23 protein-coding genes are annotated in these 22,753 nt (G+C 65.3%); 11 read left to right on the top strand and 12 right to left on the bottom strand.

All coding sequences use genetic code 11. The annotated features are described in order from the left end of the window. Positions 1 to 64: 64 nt before the first annotated feature. The 3 genes from Q7U29_RS13275 to groES form a co-directional block, all read right to left on the bottom strand. Positions 65 to 1,261: a hypothetical protein gene (locus Q7U29_RS13275; RefSeq protein ID WP_304742076.1), complete on the bottom strand. Its 1,197-nt coding sequence runs from the start codon at positions 1,259 to 1,261 to the stop codon at positions 65 to 67. Between the two features lie 112 nt (positions 1,262 to 1,373). Continuing rightward, a complete protein-coding gene (groL, locus tag Q7U29_RS13270) occupies positions 1,374 to 3,023 on the bottom strand; it encodes a chaperonin GroEL (RefSeq protein ID WP_304742075.1) in 1,650 nt (549 codons plus the stop codon). A gap of 238 nt (positions 3,024 to 3,261) precedes the next feature. Further along, positions 3,262 to 3,558, bottom strand: coding sequence for a co-chaperone GroES (gene groES / locus Q7U29_RS13265; protein ID WP_247517682.1), 297 nt, complete (start codon positions 3,556 to 3,558; stop codon positions 3,262 to 3,264). A 304-nt stretch (positions 3,559 to 3,862) separates the two neighbouring features. Between groES and Q7U29_RS13260 the strand changes: the two genes are divergently transcribed. Then, positions 3,863 to 4,381, top strand: a complete 519-nt coding sequence (locus Q7U29_RS13260) for a hypothetical protein (protein ID WP_304742073.1) — start codon at positions 3,863 to 3,865, stop codon at positions 4,379 to 4,381. Between the two features lie 207 nt (positions 4,382 to 4,588). On the opposite strand, the gene Q7U29_RS13255 is transcribed toward Q7U29_RS13260, so the two are convergent. Beyond that, positions 4,589 to 5,356: a protein phosphatase CheZ gene (locus Q7U29_RS13255; protein WP_304742070.1), complete on the bottom strand. Its 768-nt coding sequence runs from the start codon at positions 5,354 to 5,356 to the stop codon at positions 4,589 to 4,591. Positions 5,357 to 5,682: 326 nt separating this feature from the next. Here Q7U29_RS13255 and Q7U29_RS13250 point away from each other — a divergent pair, with 326 nt between their 5' ends. Next, positions 5,683 to 6,465, top strand: coding sequence for a L,D-transpeptidase (locus Q7U29_RS13250; RefSeq protein ID WP_304742067.1), 783 nt, complete (start codon positions 5,683 to 5,685; stop codon positions 6,463 to 6,465). Between the two features lie 153 nt (positions 6,466 to 6,618). Here the strand turns inward: Q7U29_RS13250 and Q7U29_RS13245 are convergent, their stop codons facing one another. The 6 genes from Q7U29_RS13245 to Q7U29_RS13220 form a co-directional block, all read right to left on the bottom strand. Next, positions 6,619 to 7,431: a DUF2076 domain-containing protein gene (locus tag Q7U29_RS13245; protein ID WP_304742065.1), complete on the bottom strand. Its 813-nt coding sequence runs from the start codon at positions 7,429 to 7,431 to the stop codon at positions 6,619 to 6,621. Between the two features lie 123 nt (positions 7,432 to 7,554). Further along, on the bottom strand, positions 7,555 to 8,400 hold the full coding sequence (locus Q7U29_RS13240; protein ID WP_304742063.1) for a ChbG/HpnK family deacetylase: 846 nt from the start codon (positions 8,398 to 8,400) through the stop codon (positions 7,555 to 7,557). Further along, on the bottom strand, positions 8,397 to 9,443 hold the full coding sequence (locus Q7U29_RS13235) for a glycosyltransferase family 2 protein (RefSeq protein WP_304742061.1): 1,047 nt from the start codon (positions 9,441 to 9,443) through the stop codon (positions 8,397 to 8,399). The genes Q7U29_RS13240 and Q7U29_RS13235 overlap by 4 nt, the downstream gene beginning before the upstream one ends. 315 nt (positions 9,444 to 9,758) lie before the next feature. Next, positions 9,759 to 10,736: an ATP phosphoribosyltransferase gene (hisG, locus tag Q7U29_RS13230; protein WP_304742060.1), complete on the bottom strand. Its 978-nt coding sequence runs from the start codon at positions 10,734 to 10,736 to the stop codon at positions 9,759 to 9,761. Then, positions 10,733 to 11,920, bottom strand: a complete 1,188-nt coding sequence (locus Q7U29_RS13225; RefSeq protein WP_304742059.1) for an ATP phosphoribosyltransferase regulatory subunit — start codon at positions 11,918 to 11,920, stop codon at positions 10,733 to 10,735. Before Q7U29_RS13225 ends, hisG begins: the two co-directional genes overlap by 4 nt. A 202-nt stretch (positions 11,921 to 12,122) precedes the next feature. Continuing rightward, complete coding sequence (locus Q7U29_RS13220) at positions 12,123 to 12,884, bottom strand: 16S rRNA (uracil(1498)-N(3))-methyltransferase (RefSeq protein ID WP_304742149.1); 762 nt, start codon at positions 12,882 to 12,884, stop codon at positions 12,123 to 12,125. A 207-nt stretch (positions 12,885 to 13,091) separates the two neighbouring features. Here Q7U29_RS13220 and Q7U29_RS13215 point away from each other — a divergent pair, with 207 nt between their 5' ends. Both Q7U29_RS13215 and ubiA read left to right on the top strand, forming a co-directional pair. Then, positions 13,092 to 13,757 (top strand): hypothetical protein, encoded by a 666-nt coding sequence (locus tag Q7U29_RS13215; protein ID WP_304742146.1) that lies wholly within the window; start codon positions 13,092 to 13,094, stop codon positions 13,755 to 13,757. A gap of 10 nt (positions 13,758 to 13,767) precedes the next feature. Further along, positions 13,768 to 14,700, top strand: coding sequence for a 4-hydroxybenzoate octaprenyltransferase (ubiA, locus tag Q7U29_RS13210; RefSeq protein WP_304742056.1), 933 nt, complete (start codon positions 13,768 to 13,770; stop codon positions 14,698 to 14,700). A gap of 184 nt (positions 14,701 to 14,884) precedes the next feature. On the opposite strand, the gene Q7U29_RS13205 is transcribed toward ubiA, so the two are convergent. Continuing rightward, a complete protein-coding gene (locus Q7U29_RS13205; protein ID WP_304742054.1) occupies positions 14,885 to 15,409 on the bottom strand; it encodes a DUF6101 family protein in 525 nt (174 codons plus the stop codon). A 297-nt stretch (positions 15,410 to 15,706) separates the two neighbouring features. On the opposite strand from Q7U29_RS13205, the gene Q7U29_RS13200 reads away from it, so the two are divergent. The 6 genes from Q7U29_RS13200 (at position 15,707) to lpxK (ending at position 21,285) form a co-directional block, all read left to right on the top strand. Further along, positions 15,707 to 17,107: a TldD/PmbA family protein gene (locus tag Q7U29_RS13200; RefSeq protein WP_304742052.1), complete on the top strand. Its 1,401-nt coding sequence runs from the start codon at positions 15,707 to 15,709 to the stop codon at positions 17,105 to 17,107. Next, positions 17,094 to 17,927: a 3'(2'),5'-bisphosphate nucleotidase CysQ gene (locus tag Q7U29_RS13195; RefSeq protein ID WP_370691753.1), complete on the top strand. Its 834-nt coding sequence runs from the start codon at positions 17,094 to 17,096 to the stop codon at positions 17,925 to 17,927. The genes Q7U29_RS13200 and Q7U29_RS13195 overlap by 14 nt, the downstream gene beginning before the upstream one ends. An 81-nt stretch (positions 17,928 to 18,008) precedes the next feature. Next, the gene (locus Q7U29_RS13190; protein WP_304742049.1) at positions 18,009 to 18,257 is read left to right on the top strand and encodes a DUF4170 domain-containing protein; all 249 of its coding nucleotides are present in this window, start codon (positions 18,009 to 18,011) and stop codon (positions 18,255 to 18,257) included. Next, complete coding sequence (locus Q7U29_RS13185; RefSeq protein ID WP_304742048.1) at positions 18,254 to 18,967, top strand: lysophospholipid acyltransferase family protein; 714 nt, start codon at positions 18,254 to 18,256, stop codon at positions 18,965 to 18,967. The genes Q7U29_RS13190 and Q7U29_RS13185 overlap by 4 nt, the downstream gene beginning before the upstream one ends. Then, entirely contained in the window at positions 18,930 to 20,264 is a 1,335-nt protein-coding gene (locus tag Q7U29_RS13180; RefSeq protein ID WP_304742142.1) for a 3-deoxy-D-manno-octulosonic acid transferase, read from the top strand. Before Q7U29_RS13185 ends, Q7U29_RS13180 begins: the two co-directional genes overlap by 38 nt. Beyond that, positions 20,257 to 21,285 (top strand): tetraacyldisaccharide 4'-kinase, encoded by a 1,029-nt coding sequence (gene lpxK / locus Q7U29_RS13175; protein ID WP_304742046.1) that lies wholly within the window; start codon positions 20,257 to 20,259, stop codon positions 21,283 to 21,285. Before Q7U29_RS13180 ends, lpxK begins: the two co-directional genes overlap by 8 nt. Before the next feature lie 98 nt (positions 21,286 to 21,383). Here the strand turns inward: lpxK and Q7U29_RS13170 are convergent, their stop codons facing one another. After that, positions 21,384 to 21,605, bottom strand: a complete 222-nt coding sequence (locus Q7U29_RS13170; protein WP_304742044.1) for a DUF2093 domain-containing protein — start codon at positions 21,603 to 21,605, stop codon at positions 21,384 to 21,386. 163 nt (positions 21,606 to 21,768) lie between these two features. On the opposite strand from Q7U29_RS13170, the gene Q7U29_RS13165 reads away from it, so the two are divergent. Then, the gene (locus Q7U29_RS13165) at positions 21,769 to 22,605 is read left to right on the top strand and encodes a dienelactone hydrolase family protein (protein ID WP_304742042.1); all 837 of its coding nucleotides are present in this window, start codon (positions 21,769 to 21,771) and stop codon (positions 22,603 to 22,605) included. Positions 22,606 to 22,753 lie beyond the last annotated feature (148 nt).

The following is a 22,753-nucleotide window of genomic DNA, read 5'->3' as shown; positions in this document are numbered from 1 at the left end:
TCAAATGCACGAATGCATGGACAGGGTGCGTTTGCGAAGCTCCCGGGAAGTCGCGAGAACCGTTCTATTTCCAGGCGTTCTTGTCGCCGTCCCAGCGCTGGGCCTTGAATTCCCTGGCCAGCGCCTCGACCGAGCCGTTGTCGTCCTTCAGCTCGCCTTCCTCGTCGAGGCTGGACTCCTCCGCCAGATTGAGCTTGGGACCGGAGGTTTCGTCCGCCGTCGAAATAGCGGGGCTGCCGATCCACAGCATCAGCCGGTCGGTCGCGCCGGGCTTGTCCGGCGCCACCATCGCGGTGACCTCGATGGTTTCGGTGAGGCCGAGCGCGGGGAATATCTGGCTCGGCCGCTTCAGCGTCACCTTGAGCTTTCCGGTATTGGCGTCCCATGCCAACGCCGATGGTTTCGCCGCCAGCGTCCTGGCCAGCACCCCGGAAATCGCTGCCGCCAGCCTGTCCCTGCTGAGCTTGTCGCCGTCGCGCCAGTCGGCGGCAGCGAACCGGATGGTGCGGTCCATTTCCACGAGGCCGCTGGTCCAGCCGGCGGCGACCACGCCGGGCGACGATTTGGCCTTCGCAACCAGCGCGGCTGACCGTTCCGGATCGATATTGATGTGGATGGTCTGATGGCCGGCGCGCATCGCGTCGCAGGAGACGCTGAGACTGCTCAGTAAAACCTCGAGATCCTGCCCCTTCAGGCTTTTCAGGAAATCCAGCGTCGCGTCCAGCTTGACCCGCACGCCAATCGATTCCGGCGACACTTCGGTGAAATCCTTCGGGCTTTCCGTGATGCCGTCGTCGCTGGTCTGGTTCTCCTGGAATTCCTTTTCGCTGAGATCGGAGTTATCTGTCGAAGTCACTTCCGTCACAGCCGTACCGACGCTGATCTGCCCGCGGAACTCAAAACTGTCGCCGGTCGGCTTGCGCACCAGCCGGACCGTGACCGGTTGCTTGTCGCCGAGGCTCTGGGTCGTGCCGGTCAGGGTCTGGCCGTTGACCGCGAGGGTGGCGACGAAGCGGTCCTTGCGGTCGCCTCCCTTCCCGGCGGGGTAGCAGACGTCGAGCACCGCCGCGGTGACGGTCTTGCCCTGGCGAGTTTCCTTGAGCACGACGTCGGCATTGCCGTCCATCAAACCGTCGATCGCCGTGAAATACCTGATCTCGCTGGCACCAGGTGCTGCCTTGGTCGGGGGCTTGGTTTGAGCCAAGGCGAAATCCGGCGCAGCTGTCATCAGACCAATCAGGCAGAATAGAAGCGCGCGCATTTGAACGTTCCCCGGGGACCCAGAATCGGGCGTTACCGTAGAGCTTTTTTGCCAAAAAAGAAGGCCGCCCGGAGGCGGCCTTCGTCGATCGATTGGTCGGTAGCAGGCAGGTTTAGAAACCCATGCCGCCCATTCCACCCATGCCGCCGCCACCGCCGCCCGGCATCGGCGGCGCCGGTTCCTTCGGCAGTTCGGCGACCATGGCTTCGGTCGTCACCAGCAGCGCCGCCACGGAGGAGGCGTCCTGCAGCGCGGTGCGCACCACCTTGGCCGGGTCGATGATGCCGGCGGCGACCATGTCGACATAGTCCTCGGTCTGGGCGTTGAAGCCGAACGTCTCCGACTTGTTTTCGAGGATCTTGCCGACCACGATCGAGCCTTCGACGCCGGCGTTTTCGGCGATCTGGCGGACCGGGGCTTCCAGCGCCTTCAGCACGATATTGATGCCGGCCTGGACGTCGGAATTGTCGTTGTGGATACGGCCGACGGCCTTCTTGGCGCGCAGCAGCGCCACGCCGCCGCCCGGCACGATGCCTTCCTGCACCGCCGCACGGGTCGCGTTGAGGGCGTCCTCGACGCGATCCTTCTTCTCCTTCACCTCGATCTCGGTGGCGCCGCCGACGCGGATTACCGCGACGCCGCCGGCGAGTTTTGCAAGACGCTCCTGCAGCTTCTCGCGGTCATAGTCCGAGGTGGTCTCCTCGATCTGCGCCTTGATCTGGCCGACGCGGGCCTCGATGTCCTTCTTCTTGCCGGCACCCTTGACGATCGTGGTGTTTTCCTTGTCGATCACGACCTTGCCCGCGCGTCCCAGCATGTTGACCGTGACGCTTTCGAGCTTCATGCCGAGCTCATCGGAGATCAGCTGACCGCCGGTCAGGATCGCGATGTCTTCCAGCATCGCCTTGCGGCGATCGCCGAAGCCCGGCGCCTTGACGGCGGCGACCTTCAGGCCGCCGCGCAGGCGGTTGACCACCAGGGTGGCCAGCGCCTCGCCTTCGACGTCCTCGGCGATGATCAGCAGCGGGCGGCCCGACTGCACCACGGCTTCCAGCACCGGCAGCATCGACTGCAGGCCGGACAGCTTCTTCTCGTGCAGCAGGACGTAGACGTCCTCGAGCTCGGCGGTCATTTTCTCGGCGTTGGTGACGAAATAGGGGCTGAGATAGCCGCGGTCGAATTTCATGCCCTCGACGATGTCGACTTCGGTGTCGAGCGACTTGTTCTCTTCGACGGTGATGACGCCTTCGTTGCCGACCTTCTGCATCGCCTGCGCGATCATCTTGCCGATCGCGGTATCGCCGTTGGAGGAGATGGTGCCGACCTGGGCCACTTCGGACGACGATGCGACCGGCTTGGCGCGCTTCTCGAGGTCCTTGACCACGGCGTGCACGGCAATCTCGATGCCGCGCTTCAGGTCCATCGGGTTCATGCCGGCGGCGACCGATTTGGCGCCTTCCCGCACGATCGCCTGCGCCAGCACGGTCGCCGTGGTGGTGCCGTCGCCCGCGGTGTCGTTGGTCTTGGAGGCGACCTCACGCAGCATCTGCGCGCCCATGTTCTCGAACTTGTCCTCGAGCTCGATTTCCTTGGCGACGGTGACGCCGTCCTTGGTGATGCGCGGTGCGCCAAAACTCTTCTCGATGACGACGTTACGGCCCTTGGGGCCGAGCGTCACCTTGACCGCATTGGCGAGGATATCGACGCCGCGCAGCATGCGATCGCGCGCGTCTCCGGAAAATTTGACGTCCTTGGCAGCCATTTGAACTTACTCCTGGAATGAATTGGAAACGTTCGTCGCCGGGCTCTGTTTCCCTCTCCCCTTGTGGGAGAGGGTGGCACGGACGCGCGAAGCGCGTTCGTGACGGGTGAGGGGTCGGTCTCCGCGGATAGAGACCCCTCATCCGGCGCGGACTTTGTCCGCGCCACCTTCTCCCACAAGGGGAGAAGGAAGAAAGCAGCGCACCGCCCGGACGAGCGGTGGATGTGTGGCTAAGCCCTCAGCTCAGCACGCCCATGATGTCGCTCTCCTTCATGATCAGGAGCTCCTCGCCGTCGAGCTTGACCTCGGTGCCGGACCATTTGCCGAACAGCACGCGGTCGCCGACCTTGAGGTCGATCGGGATCAGCTTGCCGGCCTCGTCGCGGCCGCCGGGGCCGACGGCGGTGATTTCGCCCTGCGAGGGCTTTTCCTTGGCGCTGTCCGGAATGATGATGCCGCCCTTGGTCTTTTCTTCGGCGTCGATGCGCTTGACCACGACACGGTCATGCAGTGGACGAAATTTTGATTTAGCCATGACGGTTCCTTTTGGAGGCTCGGTTTTCAGGTCTGGTTCGCCATCGAAAGTGGCTCTGAAGGCAGGGGCACGGCAGCTCGTACCCTTAGCAATCGGGGTCTTTGAGTGCTAATTGTGGGTGCGGGAATATGGCTTGACGCCGATCCTGTCAAGCAAGGGGGTTAAGCCCTTGGTGAGGCTGATATAGGATGATCCGGAAACCATATCGGGCCTGTGGCGTAGTTAATGGGACGTCATTGCTCCGACAGGAGTTTTAAGATTGGCTGCGGGACGGGTGCGGCCACGAATTTGTTCGGGGGAAACCATGGTCAGGTCATATAGCGTGCGGACGGTCGCCAATCTGGGGATCGCCTCGGCGCTGACGATATTCTTGGGGGCGTGCGGCGGCGGCATGAGCCTGCCGTCCTTCTCATCGGGGCCTTCGGCACCGCCGGAGCCCGCGGTGGCGCCGGATATGCCCGCCAGCATTCGCTCCGACGAGATCGTCGGCCGCTGGGGCCTCGCGTCGTACCAGAACCCCAATGACCGCGCGCGCACCGAAGCCGCCGCCCGCGCGCAATGCAAACAGCCTTACGTGATCACCGCCGGCACTACGGGCGGCGTCGTCATGCATCTGGCCGACCAGGCGACCCCGCAGGAACTGCGCCTCAAGGGCAGCCCGAGCGGCAAGAATTATATCGGTCCGGCCGGACCGACGCCCGGTGAACAGGATCGCGAGATTGTTTCCTTCGACGGCCGCGTGCTGGTCACCCGTTTCGTCGACAAGGATGCCGCGGTCCGCTACGGCAACATGGTCTACATCCGCTGCGCGCCGCGCGCCTGATCGCCGAGTACAGCGTAGGGTGGGCAAAGCGGACGGGTCGCGTGAATGCGCGCGCCGTCGGCGTGCCCACCATTTCAAACATCGGACGCTCGGGAAGATGGTGGGCACGGCGCGAAGAGGCGCCTTTGCCCACCCTACGCTTCTCGCAAAATAAAAACGCCGGCTCCAGGGGGCCGGCGTTTTTGTTGATGGGGTGAAAAACCGGGCTCAGTCGAACAGGGCGTCGATGTCGTTCTGCGAGGCATGGCCGGCGTCGCCGTCCAGCTTCGGCCCGTTCAAGAGCTTGGCGTCGCCTTCACGATCGTCCACGATCGGGGGCGCGTGGGCCCGGATGGCGTCGACGCCACCCCAGATGTCCATCATGACGGTGATGTGGTTCTCGATGAACTTCATCGTGCTCATCACCTTGCTGATGCGCTGACCGGTCAGATCCTGGAAATTGCAGGCCTCGAAGATGGAGACGACGCGCTCGCTGATTTCCTCGCTCAGGATCTTCTGCTGGTCCGGCGAATTCACCTTGCTCAATGCGCTGGCGGCCTGATCGATCGCCTCGGCGGCTTCCAGAATCTGCTGGGTCGCTTCCTCGGTGCCGCCGACCACGGCGCCGAGCTCGCCGGTGACCTTGGACATTTCATTGCCGTCGAAGCTCTTGCCGTGCAGCACCGCGATTTCGCGCTTGGTGCGGTTGATGGCGTCGTAAATCAGATCGAGCTCGACCTTGAGCTTTTCGCACTGTTCGATCTGGGCGCGGTAGGTCTCGAGCAGGGCCTGCGACTCGGCAATCTGCTGCGCTGCCGGATCCACCGCGCTCGCCGCCGCGCCGTGGCCGGGCGCGGCCATCTGGGCGCGGATCGAACGAAGTTCGTTCATGATCTCGCGATGCATCGGGCCGGCCTCGCCGTCCGCCGCTGCGGGCATCGGCATGTCGCCGACGAAAGCCTGTTCGATACGAAAACGTCTGCGATTGACCGGCATTGGATTTTCCCTGACTGCACTCGTAACGTTTTAGGCAGATGCGATTTAACGTCAGGTTCACGCCGGAACTTATCTGTGGGGCGTATTGCTCGCGCTGCACACCAACGATTAACCATGCGACGCCAGCGTTCATCGAAAATAAACGCTACCGCTCAAAACCACGTGGAATTGGCGACGTGGTGAATCGAAACGGCGCTTCCGTTTACCAAACCGAGGCGGTTTTGATTTTAATTGGTGAGGTGCAAAGGCGCTGATCCCTGGCGTTCCCCCAAGAACGCCGGGCGCTCCAAAAACTTAACAGTGACGAAACAGTACAGAGTACGTCGATGTTGAAAAATATGTCTCTCGCGCTGCTTGCCGGCGCGTCCTTTCTGGCTGGCATCCATCCGGCCGCGGCGATCGAGGCCGGAGCGCCGACCGGGCTCACCGCGATCTATGCCGAGCAGCCCGAGCAGCGGCCGGTCCCGGTGCGAATGGCTTCCGCCGAGCGCTCCAACATGGGCGGCGGCTTCATCGAATTCCTGTTCAGTGACGGCCCCTCGCAGGGCGGTCGCTATCAGCAGCAGCCGTCCTACGAACCCCGGCGAACGCTGTTGCCGCCGCTGGGCGCCGAGCAGGCGATGCGCCGGCAGGAAGATGTCAGCGAACCCGCGCGTCCCGCGTTCGATCCGAAATACGAAAAGCAGCTGGTCGACTATCACGGCAAGGAAAGCGCCGGCACGATCATCGTCGACACGCCCAACAAGTTCCTGTTCCTGGTTCAGGGCGACGGCAAGGCATTGCGCTACGGCATCGGCGTCGGCCGCCCCGGCTTCACCTGGTCGGGCGTCAAGCAGGTTTCCGCGAAGAAGGAATGGCCGGCGTGGACGCCGCCGCCGGAAATGCTGGCGCGCCGTCCTGATCTGCCGCGGCACATGGAAGGCGGGCCGCAAAATCCGCTCGGCGCCCGCGCGATGTATCTGGGATCGTCGCTCTACCGCATCCACGGTTCGAACGAGCCATGGACGATCGGCACCAATGTCTCGTCCGGCTGCTTCCGGATGCGCAACGAGGACGTCATCGACCTCTATGGCCGCGTCAATGTCGGCGCCAGGGTCGTCGTGATCTGATTTCTACTCCCCTCCCACCACGCGCGCTTGCGCGTGGTGGGAGGGGAGAAAAATACATTGTCACGCGATGCGAAAATGAAACTTCGAAATTCCACCAAACGAGAACGGCCGCCCGGTGGGCGGCCGTTCTGCCTGGATACTGGCAGAAAGCGATCAGATCTCGTCGCTGTCGCCGCCGAAGTCGTCGGAATCCATATCCATATCGTCGTGATCGTCGTCGTCGTTTGACGCGCTATCGAACAATCCCGAGCGCGACGAGCTGTCATCATAACTGGCGTGGCGTCCGGACGAGCCGATGTCGTTGATCCCGGCTTCCTTCGCCAGGTCGCCGCCGGACTGATCGGCCCACGGCCTGCGGTCCTCGACGCTGCCGCGATGGCCGGCGCCGTCGCTTCCGCCCGCGCTCGCGCTGTCACCAAAACTCTGCTGGTGGCCGCCGCCGCCCATCATCGAGCGGATGCTGCCGAGCAGCAGCGAGCCGCCGACCACGCCGGCGGCTGCCGCGGCCGCGGTGCCGAGGAATGAGCCGCCGCCTCCGCCCATCGGCGCCTGTTGGCCGCCATAAGGCTGCTGGCCATACGGTACCTGGTTATATTGCCCCGGACCTTGCGCCTGCTGCATGACCTGGCCGCTGTTCCATGTCGGGCGGCCGGGAAGCTCGGGCGGCCGCACGTTCGGCACCGAGCCACGCGGCGGTGTCTGCCCGAAAATCGTTTCGCGCATCGAATCGAGGAAGCCGGCCTGGGGTTGTTCGTCCTTGCCTTCCAGTTCCTGGATGCGGCTGTGGGCGCGCTTCAGCGCTTCGTCCTGCAGCAGGACGGTCTGCACCAGCGCGTAGACGGCATTGGGCGCCGTGCGCAGGCCCTGTGCGATGGCGCCCGCCGCGTCCGGATCGCGCGGCGCGCCCTCCACCTTCGAGAGGCGGTCGAAAAGATCGTCAACCAGTTGGCGTTCTTGCGGTGTCATGTCGTCTCTCCCTGGCGCCGGGGGCGCGGGGGAGATGTAGGGGTGGTTTGTGTCGCAAGTAATCCCCCGGCGCATTAAATTTCCGTATGCGACAAAGCGTCCGGCTGGATTCCCTGACGGAGTTCAACCCAACGTAACTTTATTCGCCGCCAAAAGGTGCGGGAAATCCTCGCCGCCGAGAAACGCGTGCTCGTGTTCGCGCTGCACGGTCAAGGGATCGAGGCTGACGAGGACGTCATCGACGAAGCCGGGGTGACACATGATGAGGCCATCCTCCGGCAGCGCATCGAGGAATTGCCGCATCAGCGCGCCGAAATCCGGCTGCGTCGAAAAATCATAGGCGCCGGCGAATCCGGGATTGAAGGCGATGCCGGCGCGCGCGGCGCGGCGGCGAAACTGCGCGCTCAGGGTATCGAGAACCAGCGCCTTGGGCGCGCCGAGCCGCCGGGCGAAAGGCAGATTGCGGCCGCCCTGGCGAACCCAGGCGCCGGGCGCCGATTGGTTCACCGCGGCCAGAAAGGCGTCGCGCACCCCCGGAAACAGCTGCGCGTGCTGATGTCCGTCGACGAAGTCGGGTGTGCGGCCGAACAACTCGCCGAAGGTCGCGAGCTGCACCATCACTTCGGCATGGACCATCTCGGGATCGAGCCGCCGCAGCAGGCCGGCGCGCAGCAGTTTCGGGAACGGCAGGAACATGCCGCCGTGGACGGGGCGAAAGTGCATCGTCAGCGGCGCGAACGGCGCCGTCAGCGTGACGTGCAGGCCGATGGCGCAACGCGGGCTGCCGGCGGCGGCGGCCTGCAGCGCGAGGATTTCGTCGCGGCCGATCGCGGACCCGACCATCATCACCGAGGTGGCGTTGAGGCGGCCGCGCTCGATCAGGTCGCGGATCGCGCGGTTGACGCCGGGGCTGATGCCGTAATCGTCGGCGCACAGCCAGATTCGGCGCGGCGGCGCGGTATCGTTCATTCCGCGGCGGTCCGTTCGCCGATGCTGGCGCCGGCCTCTTGCTCGCCGCGTTTCACGCTGTGCTCGGCCACGAAATAGATCGGGCGCGCCTTCAGCTCGGAAAGAATCTTGCCGATGTATTCGCCGACGATGCCGATCATGATGAGCTGCACGCCGCCGATGGTCATCAGGCCGACCACCAGCGAGGGATAACCGGGGACGGATTTTCCGCTCATCCAGGTTTCCCACAGGATGGAAAGACCGAACAGGAAGGCGACGGTCGCGAGCACGACGCCGAGCAGGCTGGCCAGACGCAGCGGCGCCACCGAGAAGGAGGTCAGGCCTTCGATCGAAAGCCCGATCAGCTGGCCGGGGCTGAAGGAGGTGACGCCATGGGCGCGGGCCGCCGGTTCGTAATCGACGCGGATCTGGCGAAAGCCGATCCAGCTCGCCAGCCCCTTGAAAAAGCGATTGCGCTCGGGAAGCTGCCGCAACGCGACCGCGGCCCGCGGCGACAGCAGGCGGAAATCGCCGGCATCGGCCGGGATTTTCTGCCGCGCGCCCCAGTTGATCAGCGCGTAGAAGCCATGCACGGCGATGCGCCGCATCCGCGATTCATTATCGCGATGCGCCTTGGCGGTATAGACGACGTCGAAGCCGCCCTCGATCCAGTGGCTGACGAGTTGCTCTACCAGCGCGGGCGGATGCTGGCCGTCGCCGTCCATGAACAGCACCGCGCCGAGCCGGGCATAGTCGAGCCCCGCCATCAGGGCGGCTTCCTTGCCGAAATTGCGCGACAGCGACACCACCTGAACGTCGAGCCCCTCGGCGCCGAGCCCCCGCGCAATGTCGAGCGTTTTGTCGGCGCTGCCGTCATCGACATAGACGACCTCGCAGGCGAGTCCGTAGCGCTGCCGCAGCGTCTTCGCCAGCGCGCCGAGACGCTGGTGCAGAAAGGGCAGCCCGGCTGCCTCATTGTAGAGGGGGACGACGATCGACAGCCCCTGCGCCGCGGCGTTGGCCGCGGTGGTCGACAGATCAGAAACGTCCGTACCCAGCATCATCGATCAGGTCCAAAGCTATCACGCAACATCATATGGTACTCGCTGCCAGCTGTCGCTAAGATGAACAGAAGGCGCGTAAGCACTCGTCAAGCACACCGGGCTCTTCTTCTCCCCTCCCTCCGCTGTGCCCGCCAAAGCCACTTGGCGAAGGCGGGCGCAGCGGTGGGGAGGGGTCGGGGGTGGGGTGGTCTATCGTCATGTTCCGCTGGCAGCAAATGCGCTGAGACGCCCCCCACCCCCGACCCCTAAGAGCGAGCTTCGCTCGTCTCGACCCCGCCACGCGCAAGGGCGCGTGGAGGGAGGGGAGTGAAAACTCTAACTCCGCAAAAACGCCTCGAGCCTGGCGAACAGCGGATTGTCGCGGTCGAGCACATAGTCGAGCGAGGCCACCGACACCGTTTCGGCGCCGCGGTCGCGCAGAAAGCTGCCGAGCGCGTAAAGCTGCGCCGGCGGGCAGTGCAGCGTGACCATCCCCGAAGACGTCGGGCCGCCGAATGGCGAGACCACGCCGAAGCGATGATGGGCTTCCGCCAGCAGCGCGGCGTCGCAGCCGGCAAAGCGGGTGCGGACTTCGCGGTATTTGCTGGCCCGCGCCCGGGCCGCGATGTGATCCAGGATGACGCGCGCGGTTTCGCGGGCATCGTCCGACCAGTCGGCGTCCTTTGACGCCACGAGGTTGGCCTGGCTGCGCAGGATCACGCCGTCATCGAGCACCTTGAGGCCGTTGGCGACCAGCGTCGCGCCGGTAGTGGTGATGTCGACGATCATTTCGGCGGTGCCGACGGCGGGCGCGCCTTCGGTAGCACCAGCGCTCTCGACGATGCGGTAATCGACCACGCCATGCGCGGCGAAGAAGCTCCGCGTCAGGTTGATGTATTTGGTCGCCACCCGCATCCGCCGATTGTGCTGGGCGCGAAAACCCGTCGTGACGTCGTCGAGGTCGGCCATGGTGCGGACATCGATCCAGGCCTGCGGCACCGCCACCACGACGTTGGCGCTGCCGAAGCCGAGATTGTCGATCAGCATGACGCGCTTGTCGGCGTCGGCAATGCTCTCGCGCACCAGGTCTTCGCCTGTCACGCCGAGATGCACCATGCCGCGCGCCAGCTGCGAGGCGATTTCGCTGGCCGAGAGATAGGCGATCTCGACATTGTCGAGTCCGGCGATGGTGCCGCGATAGTCGCGGGCGCCGCGCGGCTTGGCCAGCGACAATCCGGCGCGGGTAAAGAACGCCTCGGCCTGCTCCTGCAGGCGGCCCTTCGAGGGAACGGCGAGAACGAATGGCGCGGTCATGATGCACTCCCGCTCGTGGCGGGCTTGCTCCCGCTCGCGGCGGGTTGGCGGCCCGCCTGCGTCAAGGCTTCGACCCAGATCGAAAATCCGACGGCCGGGATCGGCGCAGCCGAGCCGAGCTGGGTCATCAGTCCGTCGTAGCGTCCGCCCGCCACCAGCGGCTCGGTGCCGTTGCCCTTGCCGTGCAGTTCGAACTCGAAGCCGGTGTAGTAGTCGAGGCCGCGTCCGAACGAGGTGGAAAACCGGGTCCTGGCGGTATCGATGCCGCGCGCGGCCATGAAGCCGACCCGGCTTTCGAACTGGTCGATCGCGGCGGTGAGATCGAGCCTGGCGTCGGCGGCAAGCGCGCGCAATTGTGCGACCGCCTCATTCGGATCGCCCGCGATCGCCAGAAAGCGCTTGATGGTGCCGAGCGCGTCGCGCGGCAGTGCGCCGCCCTTCAGGGTCGATTGCTCGAGAAAACGGTCGGCGATTTCGGCGACGGTTCGGCCGCCGACATTGGTGGTGCCGGCGATCGACATCAGGTCGGTCACCAGCGCCAGCGCCGCCTTGCGGTCGGAGCCGGCCAGCGCTGCCAGCACGCCTTCATATTCGTTGCGGCCGGGCGCCGTCTCGAGCGTCAGCCGCTCGATATCTTCGGTCAGGCTGACCTTGCGGTTGAAATCCTTGATCAGCCGCCGCCGCCAGACCGGATAGAGATCGAGGGCCTCGATCAGCGCGTTGAACAGCGCCACGTCGCCGGTGCGGATCTCGACCTCGGTCAGCCCGAACGCGGTTACAGCCTCCAGCGCCAGCGCCAGCATTTCGGCATCCGCCGCGGCGCGGTCGGCCCGTCCGAAGGATTCGATGCCGGCCTGCAGGAATTCGCTCGGCCGGCCGCCGCGATAGCGAAACACCGGCCCGAGATAGCAGAAGCCCATGGGCTGGCCGGCGCCGGGGGAGGCGAGATAGTCCCGCGCCACGGGAATGGTGAGGTCGGGGCGGAGGCACAGTTCCTCGCCGCCGGGGTCGGTGGTCAAATAAAGACTCTTGCGGATGTCCTCGCCCGACAGATCCAGAAACGGCTCGGCCGGCTGCAGGATATCCGGTTCGGCCTTGATGTAGCCGGCCTGCGCGAACGACAATAGCAGGGCGTCCGCCCATGCGGCGGATCCGGTCGCACGAGGGGCGGCGGTCATGGTCATCGCGAAGTCCAAACTTTGGCTGGAAACCGGGTTCCAGAGGTCAGGGCGCAGCCCTTAGCATGGCCCGGCGGGGGTTTCGACCCGGAATAGCCAAGTGGCTTAACGACCGGCCAAAAAAGTGCTGTCGTCAGAAGGGCATCCTTACTGTGCATGGGGTTGTTTTCGAGATTATTGTAGGGACCCCGGCAGCAGGCGCGGCTTTCTAGCCGGCCGGGCCGGTTCCGCCCCAGTCGCCCAGCGCCGCCTGCACCAGCGCCAGCGCCGCGACGCCAGCGGTATCCGCCCGCAGGATCCGCGGCCCCAGCGAAAGCCTTAAGGTTCGCGGTTGCCGGAGCAGATTGGCGCGCTCTTCCTCTTCAAATCCGCCTTCGGGGCCGATCAGGATATCGATGCCGTGGGATCCCGCCGGCTCGCTTCGCAGCGCCCGCAGCGGATCTTGGGCATCCGCGGTCTCGTCGCAGAACACCAGCAGGCGCTCGGCGTCGCGCTGGCTCAAATAGCGATCGAGCGGCATCGGCTCGGCGACTTCGGCCAGACTCAGGATGCCGCATTGTTCGGCGGCCTCGATGACATTGGCGCGCATCCGCTCGCTGTTGACCCGTGAGACCTGGGTGAAGCGGGTCAACACCGGCCGCAGCGCCGAGGCCCCCATCTCGACCGCCTTCTGCACAATATAGTCGAGCCGGGCATGTTTCAGGGGCGCAAAGACGTAGGCGATGTCGGGCAGCCGATCCTGCGGCCGGGTCTGGTCCGCGATGGTCAGACTGTCCGGCCGTTTGCGGCCGGCGATGGCAGCCCGCCATTCGCCGTCCCGCCCGTTGAACGCCAGGATGGTGTCGCCGGCGGCCAGTCGCAGCACATTACCGAGGTAATTGCTCTGGTTGCGATCCAGCGCGACCGTTTCGCCCGATGCCAGTGCGGCATCGACAAACAGCCGGGGGCTGCGAAAATCGTGTTGAGGCATGGTCAAGTTTCCGATTCCTGCGGCCTTTTAACGCAAAGAGAGCGATTTAACGCAATTATCGGGTCCAAAGCCGCTCTACGCCGCGCTGTTGCCAAATTCGGCAGGTTGTTAAGAGCCGGCAGGAATCGTAATAAGTCCTTATTCGAGTTCGCTCTTCTATTGGGAAGGCGTTAGGGACCGTTCGACCGTGCCGGAGGAACAGCTTTGATCATCCGCCGCTTGATTGTGCCGCTCACCGTGGCTCTCGTGACCTGCCATGCCGGACAGGGTTTTGCCCAGGGCGCCTTCCCGGCGCCGCTGCCCGGCCAGGCCGCGCCCAGCAATGCTTCGCCGTTTCCGCCGGTCAATGGCGCGGCTCCCGCGGCTTCCGTCGGGGGTCCCAGTCCGTTTCCGGCGACGGGGGCGGCGCCGATCACAGGCTCCGCGTTCGAGCGCGGGCCGGCGCCTCCCTCGCAGGCAGGCGGTCCGCCGGACGACTGCATGAAGAAGTTCCTGCCGTTGCGCGAAGAGGCGGAGAAGCGCGGCAAGCTGATCAAGGCCGCCGGCGAACGCAAGGCGGCCCCGGACGAAGCCTGCAAGCTGATCGGAAATTTCGGCCAGGCCGAAATCAAGATGATCAAATTCGTCGAAAGCAACGCCGCCCGGTGCGGAATTCCGCCGTCGGTCGCCGAGCAGATGAAAAACGGTCACAAGAATACCGAGGGCATGCGGGCGAAAGTCTGCGCGGCGGCGCAGCAGGTGCAGCAGCGAGGTCCGGCCGGCCCGAGCCTGAGCGAAGTGCTGGGCTCTTCGGCCGCGGCACCGGAAGCCAACGTCGTGCGAAAAGGCGGCAGCACCTTCGACACCCTGAACGGCAACGTCCTCACGCGATGACCACTTTCCGATGAGCGACGTCACGGCCCGGGTTGCCGATGCCACCGGCAACTGGGTCGATACGCACGCGCCGTCGTGGTCGCGGCCCTATTTGCGTCTCTCCCGTTTCGACCGGCCGATCGGCTCCTGGCTGTTGCTGATGCCGTGCTGGTGGTCGGCCGCGCTCGCCGCCGGCATCGCGCGCGACGCCAGCCAATTGCTGCTCGTGATCGTGCTGTTCCTCATCGGCGCCTTCGTCATGCGGGGCGCCGGCTGCACCTGGAACGACATTACCGACCGCGATCTCGACGCCCAGGTCGAACGGACGCGGTCGCGGCCGATCCCGGCGGGACAGGTCAGCGTGCCGCAGGCGGCGGTCTTTCTGGTCGCCCAGGCGCTGATCGGATTGCTGGTGCTGCTGCAGTTCAACCGCTTCGCGATCATGACCGGCATCGCCTCGCTGATTATCGTCGCGGTCTATCCGTTCATGAAGCGGATTACCTGGTGGCCGCAGGTCGTGCTCGGCCTCGCCTTCTCCTGGGGCGCGCTGATGGGATTTGCGGTCATCCTCGGACGAATCGATGCGACGGCGCTGCTGCTCTATGCCGGCTCGATCGCCTGGGTGATCGGCTACGACACCATCTATGCCCATCAGGACGCCGAGGACGACGCGCTGATCGGCGTGAAATCCACCGCGCGCCTGTTCGGCGCGCGCACCCATTTGGCGCTGGTGGTGTTTTATGGTCTGGCGGTGCTGTTGATAGGCGTGGCGCTGGCATTAGCCGGCGCGCGGTGGCCGGCCTGGATCGGGCTCGCCGCGTTCGCCGCGCATCTGGTCTGGCAGATCCGGCGTCTGGAGATTTCCGATCCGGCGCTGTGCCTGCGGATCTTCAAATCCAACCGCGATGCGGGGCTGTTGCTGTTCGCGGGATTGCTGGTGGATGCGGTGCTGCGGGCAAACTAGCAATTCGTCATCCTGAGCTTCAGCAAACACCGACCTCATCCTGAGGAGCTTGCGAAGCACTTGCGTAGCAAGCGTCTCGAAGGATGGCAGCAGGCACCATGCCAGATGGTTCGAGACGCGTGCCGGGCGGAGCAAGCGCCGCCCGGCACGCTCCTCACCATGAGGGAGCGGTAGAGAAGTTAGCTCAATCCCTTGCGATGATCTCGCGCTCGCCCTGATGAATGTTGGCCGGATTGATTAGGCCGCCGGCGCGCCGCCGCACCAGGAATTTCGGACGGCGGGCCCGGATCGCGTTGTGACGCCGGCGCCGCGGCGCGGGCTGGCGCGTCTTGTCTTCCTTTATCTGTGGAAGCGCGAAGATGTCGCTCCACATCTGCCCGGCCACCGCGATTTCCTCGCGGTCGGAGCTGACGCACAACGGAATCGTCAATGACGGATCGCGATGCGCCAGCACCAGCATCTGCGCATCGTCGATGCCGCGCAGGGCGACGCCGAGAAAATCGCTGACACGGACGTTGATCGCCATCTGCATGCCGCCGATGGCACGGCGCAGCACGACGCGTTCGCGGTGAAGTTCGATATTCCGCACGCCGCCGTCGGCGCGGGTATCATGCGCTTCGAAGCGGACGGGCAGGGAAAGAGGGTCGAGCCGCAATGCGCGGCTCGACCCGGCGGGATTGATCCCGCTTGTTGCTGTTTGACGCCTCACGGCTTTGATCTCCCCGCCGGGATTATGTTCCCGGTCGATGTGTGAGACCGTAGCCGAGCCCGATCCGGAATCGCTTAAAAAGGCTGGTTAATCCCGCGTCACCCGGCGGCATGATTGACAAGACCTTGGCCGACATGATTGACGAGACCTTGCAGGGAAGCTGAAAATCATTCGTTTTCCGGCGCAACAAACGCTTGAAATCGCTGTGAATCAGGCACATCTGAAGGGTCTGCTGATTTGCTTTGAGGGCTCGCCCGACGCCCTCTGAATGCCCCTCAATCCCAAGGGATTTTATTCGTGATCTCTTCACCATCCGCCGCATCGGCGCTTTCCTCGAAAGCAGCCTCTTCCGATCTGTTCGATCAGTCGGCGCTGAGCACGCTGGCGCAGCGCCTCGTCGAGGCGGCCAAACGCGCCGGCGCCGATGCCGCCGACGCGGTGGCGGTGCGCGGCATCTCGCAAGGCGTCGAGGTGCGCGACGGGCGCGTCGAGGAATCCGAACGCTCCGAAGGCGACGATGTCGGACTGCGCGTGCTGGTCGGACAGCGCCAGGCGGTGGTCTCCACCAATGACATCAGCGGCGATGGCGTCGCGAAACTTGCCGAGCGCGCCGTCGCGATGGCGCGCGTGGCGCCCGACGACAAATATGTCGGGCTCGCCGATCCGTCCCTGCTGGCGCGCGACTTCCCCAATCTCGATCTGCTCGACGCAAAAGTTCCCTCGACCTCCGAGCTCGAACGCCGCGCCTGCGAAGCCGAAGCCGCGGCACTCGCGGTCAAGGGCGTCACCAAATCCGGCGGCGCGTCGGCCTCCACCGGCATCGGCGGCATGGTGCTGGTGACCTCGACCGGCTTTCACGGCTCTTATTTGCGCTCCAGCCAGGGCATCTCGATGACCGCGATATCAGGTGACGGCACCGGTATGGAACGCGACTACGACTACACCTCGGCGCCGCACGCTTCCGATCTCGCCTCGCCCGAAAGCGTCGGCCGCAAGGCCGGCGAGCGCACCGTGGCGCGCGCCAATCCGCGCAAGGTCGAGACCTGCAAGGTGCCTGTGGTTTTCGACCCCCGGGTTTCCGGATCGCTGGTCGGCCATCTCGTCGGTGCGGTGAACGGCGCCTCGATCGCGCGCAAGACCTCGTTCCTGAAGGATCGCCTCGGTCAGCAATTATTCGCCAAAAACATCCGCATCATCGACGATCCCTTGCGGGTGCGCGGCTTGCGCTCGCAGACGTTTGACGCCGAGGGCGTCAGGGTGAAGAAGCTCGCCATCATCGATGAAGGCGTGCTGACTTCCTGGTTATTGGATTGCGCGACCGCGCGCGAGCTCGGGCTGGTCACCACCGGCCATGCCCACCGCGGCGTGTCGTCGTCGCCGTCGCCGGGATCGTACAATCTGCATCTGGAGGCCGGCGAGGCCACGCCGGCCGAACTGATCTCCGACATCAAGCAGGGTTTTTACGTCACCGACCTGATCGGGTCGGGCGTCAACGGCGTGACCGGCGACTACAGCCGCGGCGCCTCCGGTTTCTGGATCGAGAATGGCGAGATCACCTATGCGGTGAGCGAGGTCACGATCGCCGGACATCTGCTTGAAATATTCAAGTCGATGATTCCGGCCAACGATCTGGAATTCCGTTACGGCGTCAATGCGCCGACGGTTCGCATCGAGGGATTGACGCTTGGCGGACGTTAGCGCCGAGCGCGTGCACGACGTGATTTCGACGCGCGAGATGCTGGCGCGCGACGCAGCGCTGCTGACATCTGCCGTGCGCGAGGCCGGCGCGCTGGCGCTGTCGCTGTTCCGCACCGAGCTGAAAAACTGGACCAAGGGCGCGTCGTCGCCGGTCTCCGAGGCCGATATCAGGACCAACGACCTGCTCGAAAGCCGGCTGCGCTCGGCGACGCCGGACTATGGCTGGCTGTCGGAAGAAAGCGTCGACGACGACAAGCGGCTCGGCAAGCGGCTGACCTGGATCGTCGACCCGATCGACGGCACCCGCGGTTATCTCGCCGGCCGCGAGGACTGGTGCGTGAGCGTGGCGCTGGTGGAAGATGCGACGCCGGTGCTGGCGGCGGTGTTCGTGCCGGTCAGCGATGAATTCTTCTTTGCGGTGCGCGGGCAGGGCGCGACGCTGAACGGCGTGTCGGTTGCCGCGGCAACCGGCGCCGAGCTGGATTTTCCCCGCGTCGCCGGTCCGAAGCCGCTGGTCGAACGGCTCAACGCCTCCACGGGCGACACCGTGCTTCACCCCCGAATCGGGTCGCTGGCGCTTCGGCTGTGCCGGGTCGCGCACGGCAGCCTGGATGCGGCTTTTGCCGGCGGCCAAAGCCGCGATTGGGACCTTGCGGCGGCCAATTTGATCGTGCAGGAAGCGAATGGTAACATGACCGCACTCTCGGGGGATACGATCCTCTATAATCGCCGGGAGGTGACGCACGGGGTGCTGGTGGCAGCGGGACGCGATCGTCATGCGCGCATCGTCGAGCATTTTCGCAACCACCCGTTGCCCTGAGCGTCCTCGATACGCGTCACGTCTCGATACGTGTTAAGGCTGCTGCTGCTTTGCCGGGCACCGCATTAGGAAAAAAGAAACATGCCAGATAGTGCCCAGCAGCAATTGCTGCACCTCGTCATCGGGGGCGAACTGACCGACCTCGAACACACCACGTTCAAGGATCTCGATGCCGTCGAGATCGTCGGCGTATTCCCCAATTACGCGTCAGCGCATGCCGCCTGGAAAGCCAAGGCGCAGCAGACCGTGGACAACGCCCACATGCGCTACTTCGTCGTGCACCTCCACCGGCTGCTCGATCCAGGTCAAGACACGAAGCCTGCCCATTGAAAAAGCTCGTTCGCAATGTGCTGCGCAGCAGCTGGGTCCAGCGCGCGGTGGGTGTCCTCGCGGCCGAATATCTGCGGCTGGTCTGGCTGACCAACCGCTTCAGTTTCGATCCGCCCAACATCTATGAAATGGCGGAGCCGCATCAGCCGCTGATCTTCGCGTTCTGGCACGGCCAGCATTTCCTGACGCCCTTCATCAAGACCAAGGCAACCCATCGTGCCAAGGTGCTGATCTCGCGCCATCGCGATGGCGAGTTCAACGCCATCGCCGCCGAACGGCTGGGCATCGAGACCATCCGTGGCTCCGGCGATCACGGCGGCGCCTTCAACCGCAAGGGTGGCGTCGGCGCGTTCCGGCAGATGGTGCAGGCGCTCGATGAGGGTTATAATGTCGCCTCGACCGCCGACGTGCCGAAGCGCTCGCGGGTGGCCGGGCTTGGAATCATCATGCTGGCGCGGGAATCCGGCCGGCCGATCGTGCCCTTCGCGATGGTGACCAGCCGTTTCATACGGTTGAACAATTGGGACCGCACCACCATCAATTTGCCATTCGGCCGCGGCGCAGTGACGGGTGTGGACGCGGTGATCGTACCGCAGGATGCCGATGCCGAGACCATGGAAAAGTGCCGCCTCCAGCTCGAGACTTACCTGAACGAGGCGGCCCGCCGTGCCTATGCGATGGTCGGCCGCCCGGAGGCAGGCATTGACTAACCCCCTGCCGATGACGCTGCGGGTTTACCGGAAGCTGTCCTCCGCGATGCTTCCGCTGGCGCCGGCGCTGATCAAGCGGCGGCTGAAGCAGGGCAAGGAGGATCCGGCCAGGGTCGGCGAGCGGCGCGGCATGAGCGCGGATACCCGGCCTCACGGGCCGCTGGTGTGGATTCACGGCGCCAGCGTCGGCGAAGTGCTGGCCGCCGCCGCCCTGATCGAAAGATTGCGTGCGCTTAATCTGCGGATCCTGCTGACGTCCGGCACCGTGACCTCGGCGAATATCGTCGCCAAGCGGTTCCCCGCCGACATCATCCATCAGTATGTGCCTTACGATTCGCCGCGCTATGTCGGCCGCTTTCTCGATCACTGGCGGCCTTCGCTGGCGCTGTTCATCGAATCCGACCTGTGGCCCAATCTGATCCTGTCGAGCGCGGCGCGGCGGCTGCCGATGGTGCTGATCAACGGCCGGATGTCGCAGCGCTCGTTTCCGCGCTGGAGCCGGATGAGCGGCACGATCTCGGCCTTGCTCGGCAAGTTCGAGGTCTGCCTCGCCCAGTCGAACCTCGACGGGGAGCGCTTTGCGGCGCTCGGCAGCCGCAACGTCGTCACCACGGGAAACCTCAAACTGGACGTGCCGGCGCCGCCCGCCGATCCCGCCAAACTGGAGCGGCTGATGGCGGTGACGCGCGGCCGCCCGATCATCGTCGCGGCGTCGACCCATCCCGGCGAAGAGGAAATCCTGATCGAGGCGCATCGGACGCTGGCGGGATTCTTTCCCAAGCTGCTGACCGTGATCGTGCCGCGGCATGTCGACCGCGGCGAGGCGATCGCCCGCACGATTGCTGCCTCCGGCCTGCACGCCGGCTTGCGCTCGCGCGAGGAATTGCCGACGGCGACCACCGATATCTATGTCGCGGATACCATGGGCGAGCTTGGATTGTTCTATCGGCTGGCGCCGATCGTCTTCATGGGCGGCTCGCTGGTTCCGCATGGCGGGCAGAATCCGATCGAGGCGATCAAGCTCGGCGCGTCGGTCGTACATGGTCCGCACGTGTTCAATTTCACCGACGTCTACGAGGCGCTCGATCGCGCCGGCGGCGCCCGGCAGGTGGACACGCTGGAAGCGCTGGTCAAGCAACTCGGCCAGCTGCTGGCCGATCCGGCGGCGCGCGACGTGTCGCTGGCGGCCTCGACCCGCGTGGTCGAACAGCTCGGCGGCGCGCTCGAGCGCACGCTCACCGCGCTCGAACCCTATCTTTTGCAGTTGCGGATCGAGATGGGAGCGGCCAATGCGTGAGCCGGCCTTCTGGCACCGGCCCGCGTCCTTCTATTCGCGTTTGCTGTTGCCGCTTGGCGCGCTCTATGGCGCGGTGGCGGGCCGGCGCATGCAGCGTCCGGGGCTCGATGCCGGCATCCCCGTCCTGTGCGTCGGCAATTATCACACCGGCGGCGCCGGCAAGACCCCGACCGTACTCGCCCTCACACGATTGCTGCGCGATCTCGGCGAGACGCCGGTCGTGCTCAGCCGCGGCTATGGCGGCCGGTTGCGCGGCCCGGTCATGGTCGACCTTGCGCGGCACGCCGCCGCCGATGTCGGCGACGAACCCCTGATGCTGGCGCGGACGGTGCCGGTGGCGGTCGCGCGCGATCGTCCCGGCGGCGTCGCGCTGGCGCGCTCACAGGGCGCCAGCGTGATCCTGATGGACGACGGTTTTCAGAATCCCGCTGTCGCCAAGGATGCCTCGCTGATCGTGATCGATGCCAACCGCGGCCTCGGCAATGGCTGCCTGTTTCCCGCTGGACCCCTGCGCGCGCCGCTGGATCTGCAACTCGCCCGCACCGATGCGCTGATCGTGATCGGCGATGGCACGGCGGCCAGATCGGTCGCCGCCGGAATCGCCGCGCGGGGGAAGCCGGTGCTGTCAGCCCATCTGAAGCCGACCGACGCCTCGGTATCTGCGCTCGCGGCCAGGCGCGTGCTCGCCTTCGCCGGGATCGGCGATCCCGACCGCTTCTTCAGGACGCTACGCGCCGCTGATATCGACGTGGTCCGGGAGCGCGCCTTCGCCGATCACCATCCGTATTCGCCAGGCGAGATCGAGGCCTTGATCGCGGAAGCCGCGCGCGACAGGCTGACGCTGGTGACGACGGAAAAGGACCTGGCGCGGCTGGGGTCCCGGGCAAACGACATCGTGCCGTTCGCGGTGACGCTGGAATTCGATGACGCCGCGGCGTTGCGGAAGTTCGTGAGCGACCGGCTGTTCAAGGCGAGAGAGAAGAGTTTTCAACGTCGTCCCGGCGAACGCCGGGACCCATAATCCCGGTCATCTGTTGTTGCAGAAGGTGTCTGAGATACTGCCGTAACGAGACGGCACGGCGTATGGGTCCCGGCGTTCGCCGGGACGACGAAATACCTCTACCCCTTCACCTGCGCCGAATAATGCCGCTGCAATACCGCGTTCGGAATCGCGTAGGCCTCCTGCAGGTCGACGCTCCAGTATTTCAGCTCGTCGAGCGGGATCCGGGCGTCGGTCACCGCGCAGCGCACATAGGTTCCCGGCGAGATCACGCGGAAATCGCCATCCAGATATTGCACCTGGGCTTCGCCATGGCCCGAGGGGCCGAATTTATTCAGCACGGTTGAATTTCTCCGACCAATTTTGAGGCTAACTGTTTTTCCAGCCTGCGATCTATCATAAATAGGTCGTGGTGTCCGCCTGTGAAACCCACCGATTTGTGATGATTTTCAGCTTTTGACGCATGCTAGCCTTCGATCATCTGGTCCTCGCGGCGGGAATACGATGCGCCTATTTTCAGCAGCTGCATTCCTGGCGCTCTCTGCGGTGGCCTTTGCCGCTGACGCGGCGACGTTGCCGTCGCCACGTCAGGTCGAGATCCCCTTCGGCGGCGGCATGCTGCACGCGCAGCTTTACAAGCCCGACGGCGCCGGCCCGTTTCCGGTGGTGATCGCGTTGCACGGCTGCGGCGGTCTCGGCGGTCAATCCGAGCCGGTGCAGCGGCGCTACCGCGACTGGGCGGAGCCCTTGCTGAAGGGCGGCACGGCGCTGTTGTTGCCGGACAGCTACGGTTCGCGTGAACTCGGGCCGCAATGTCGCGTCAGGGAGCGCCGCGTCCTCGCCCGCCGCGAACGGGTGGCCGATATCATGGCGTCGCGGCAATGGCTGCAGCAGCAACCCTGGGCGGCGCGCGACCGCATCAGCCTGATGGGATGGGCGGAGGGCGCCAGCGCCTTGCTGTGGGCGGTGCGCCCGCAATCGCCGACGCGCAAGGTAGCGCCGGATTTCCGCTCGGCGGTCGCGTTTTATCCGAACTGCCGCATCTCGTCCGGCCTCGGATGGAGCGCGCGGGTTCCGACGCTGCTCTTGATCGGCGCCAGGGACGACATCTCTTCGCCGCCGGCCTGCCGCCAGATGGTCGACGGCGCGCGCGGGCGCAGCGCGCTGGCGCGGATCGTGGTCTATCCCGGCGCCCTGCACGAATTCGATCGCACCAATCTTCCGCTGCAGACGATCGGCGGCGCGGCCGATCCCGCACTGCCCGAACGCGGCCATCTCGGCGCCGATCCGGCAGCGCGCGCGGACTCGCAGAAGCGGGTTACAGAGTGGTTGGCGCGGTGAGCTCCCCTCCCTCCACGCGCCCTTGCGGGTGGCGGGGTGGGGTCGGGGGTGGGGGTAGCGCGGCATTTACCCATGCAGCGGTTCCTGCCGATAGACCCCCCACCCCCGACCCCTCCCCGCCGCTTCGCGGGAGGAGGGGAGAAGATAA

This window comes from Bradyrhizobium sp., from assembly GCF_030654605.1.
In the GTDB taxonomy this organism is placed as follows: Bacteria; Pseudomonadota; Alphaproteobacteria; order Rhizobiales; family Xanthobacteraceae; genus Bradyrhizobium.
Note: the sequence above shows the minus strand (reverse complement) of the source record. Positions and strands in the feature narration are given on the sequence as shown.

Bases quoted from the DNA above. Each gene is read 5' to 3' on its own strand.
- Q7U29_RS13240 (WP_304742063.1), bottom strand. From the start codon at position 8,400: ATGAACGATACCGCGCCGCCGCGCCGAATCTGGCTGTGCGCCGACGAT.
- Q7U29_RS13250 (WP_304742067.1), top strand. From the start codon at position 5,683: ATGTTGAAAAATATGTCTCTCGCGCTGCTTGCCGGCGCGTCCTTTCTG.
- Q7U29_RS13245 (WP_304742065.1), bottom strand. From the start codon at position 7,431: ATGACACCGCAAGAACGCCAACTGGTTGACGATCTTTTCGACCGCCTC.
- Q7U29_RS13225 (WP_304742059.1), bottom strand. From the start codon at position 11,920: ATGACCATGACCGCCGCCCCTCGTGCGACCGGATCCGCCGCATGGGCG.
- Q7U29_RS13275 (WP_304742076.1), bottom strand. From the start codon at position 1,261: ATGCGCGCGCTTCTATTCTGCCTGATTGGTCTGATGACAGCTGCGCCG.
- Q7U29_RS13180 (WP_304742142.1), top strand. From the start codon at position 18,930: ATGCGATGGTCGGCCGCCCGGAGGCAGGCATTGACTAACCCCCTGCCG.
- groL (WP_304742075.1), bottom strand. From the start codon at position 3,023: ATGGCTGCCAAGGACGTCAAATTTTCCGGAGACGCGCGCGATCGCATG.
- groES (WP_247517682.1), bottom strand. From the start codon at position 3,558: ATGGCTAAATCAAAATTTCGTCCACTGCATGACCGTGTCGTGGTCAAG.
- Q7U29_RS13260 (WP_304742073.1), top strand. From the start codon at position 3,863: ATGGTCAGGTCATATAGCGTGCGGACGGTCGCCAATCTGGGGATCGCC.
- hisG (WP_304742060.1), bottom strand. From the start codon at position 10,736: ATGACCGCGCCATTCGTTCTCGCCGTTCCCTCGAAGGGCCGCCTGCAG.
- Q7U29_RS13255 (WP_304742070.1), bottom strand. From the start codon at position 5,356: ATGCCGGTCAATCGCAGACGTTTTCGTATCGAACAGGCTTTCGTCGGC.
- Q7U29_RS13190 (WP_304742049.1), top strand. From the start codon at position 18,009: ATGCCAGATAGTGCCCAGCAGCAATTGCTGCACCTCGTCATCGGGGGC.
- lpxK (WP_304742046.1), top strand. From the start codon at position 20,257: ATGCGTGAGCCGGCCTTCTGGCACCGGCCCGCGTCCTTCTATTCGCGT.
- Q7U29_RS13235 (WP_304742061.1), bottom strand. From the start codon at position 9,443: ATGATGCTGGGTACGGACGTTTCTGATCTGTCGACCACCGCGGCCAAC.
- Q7U29_RS13220 (WP_304742149.1), bottom strand. From the start codon at position 12,884: ATGCCTCAACACGATTTTCGCAGCCCCCGGCTGTTTGTCGATGCCGCA.
- Q7U29_RS13165 (WP_304742042.1), top strand. From the start codon at position 21,769: ATGCGCCTATTTTCAGCAGCTGCATTCCTGGCGCTCTCTGCGGTGGCC.
- ubiA (WP_304742056.1), top strand. From the start codon at position 13,768: ATGAGCGACGTCACGGCCCGGGTTGCCGATGCCACCGGCAACTGGGTC.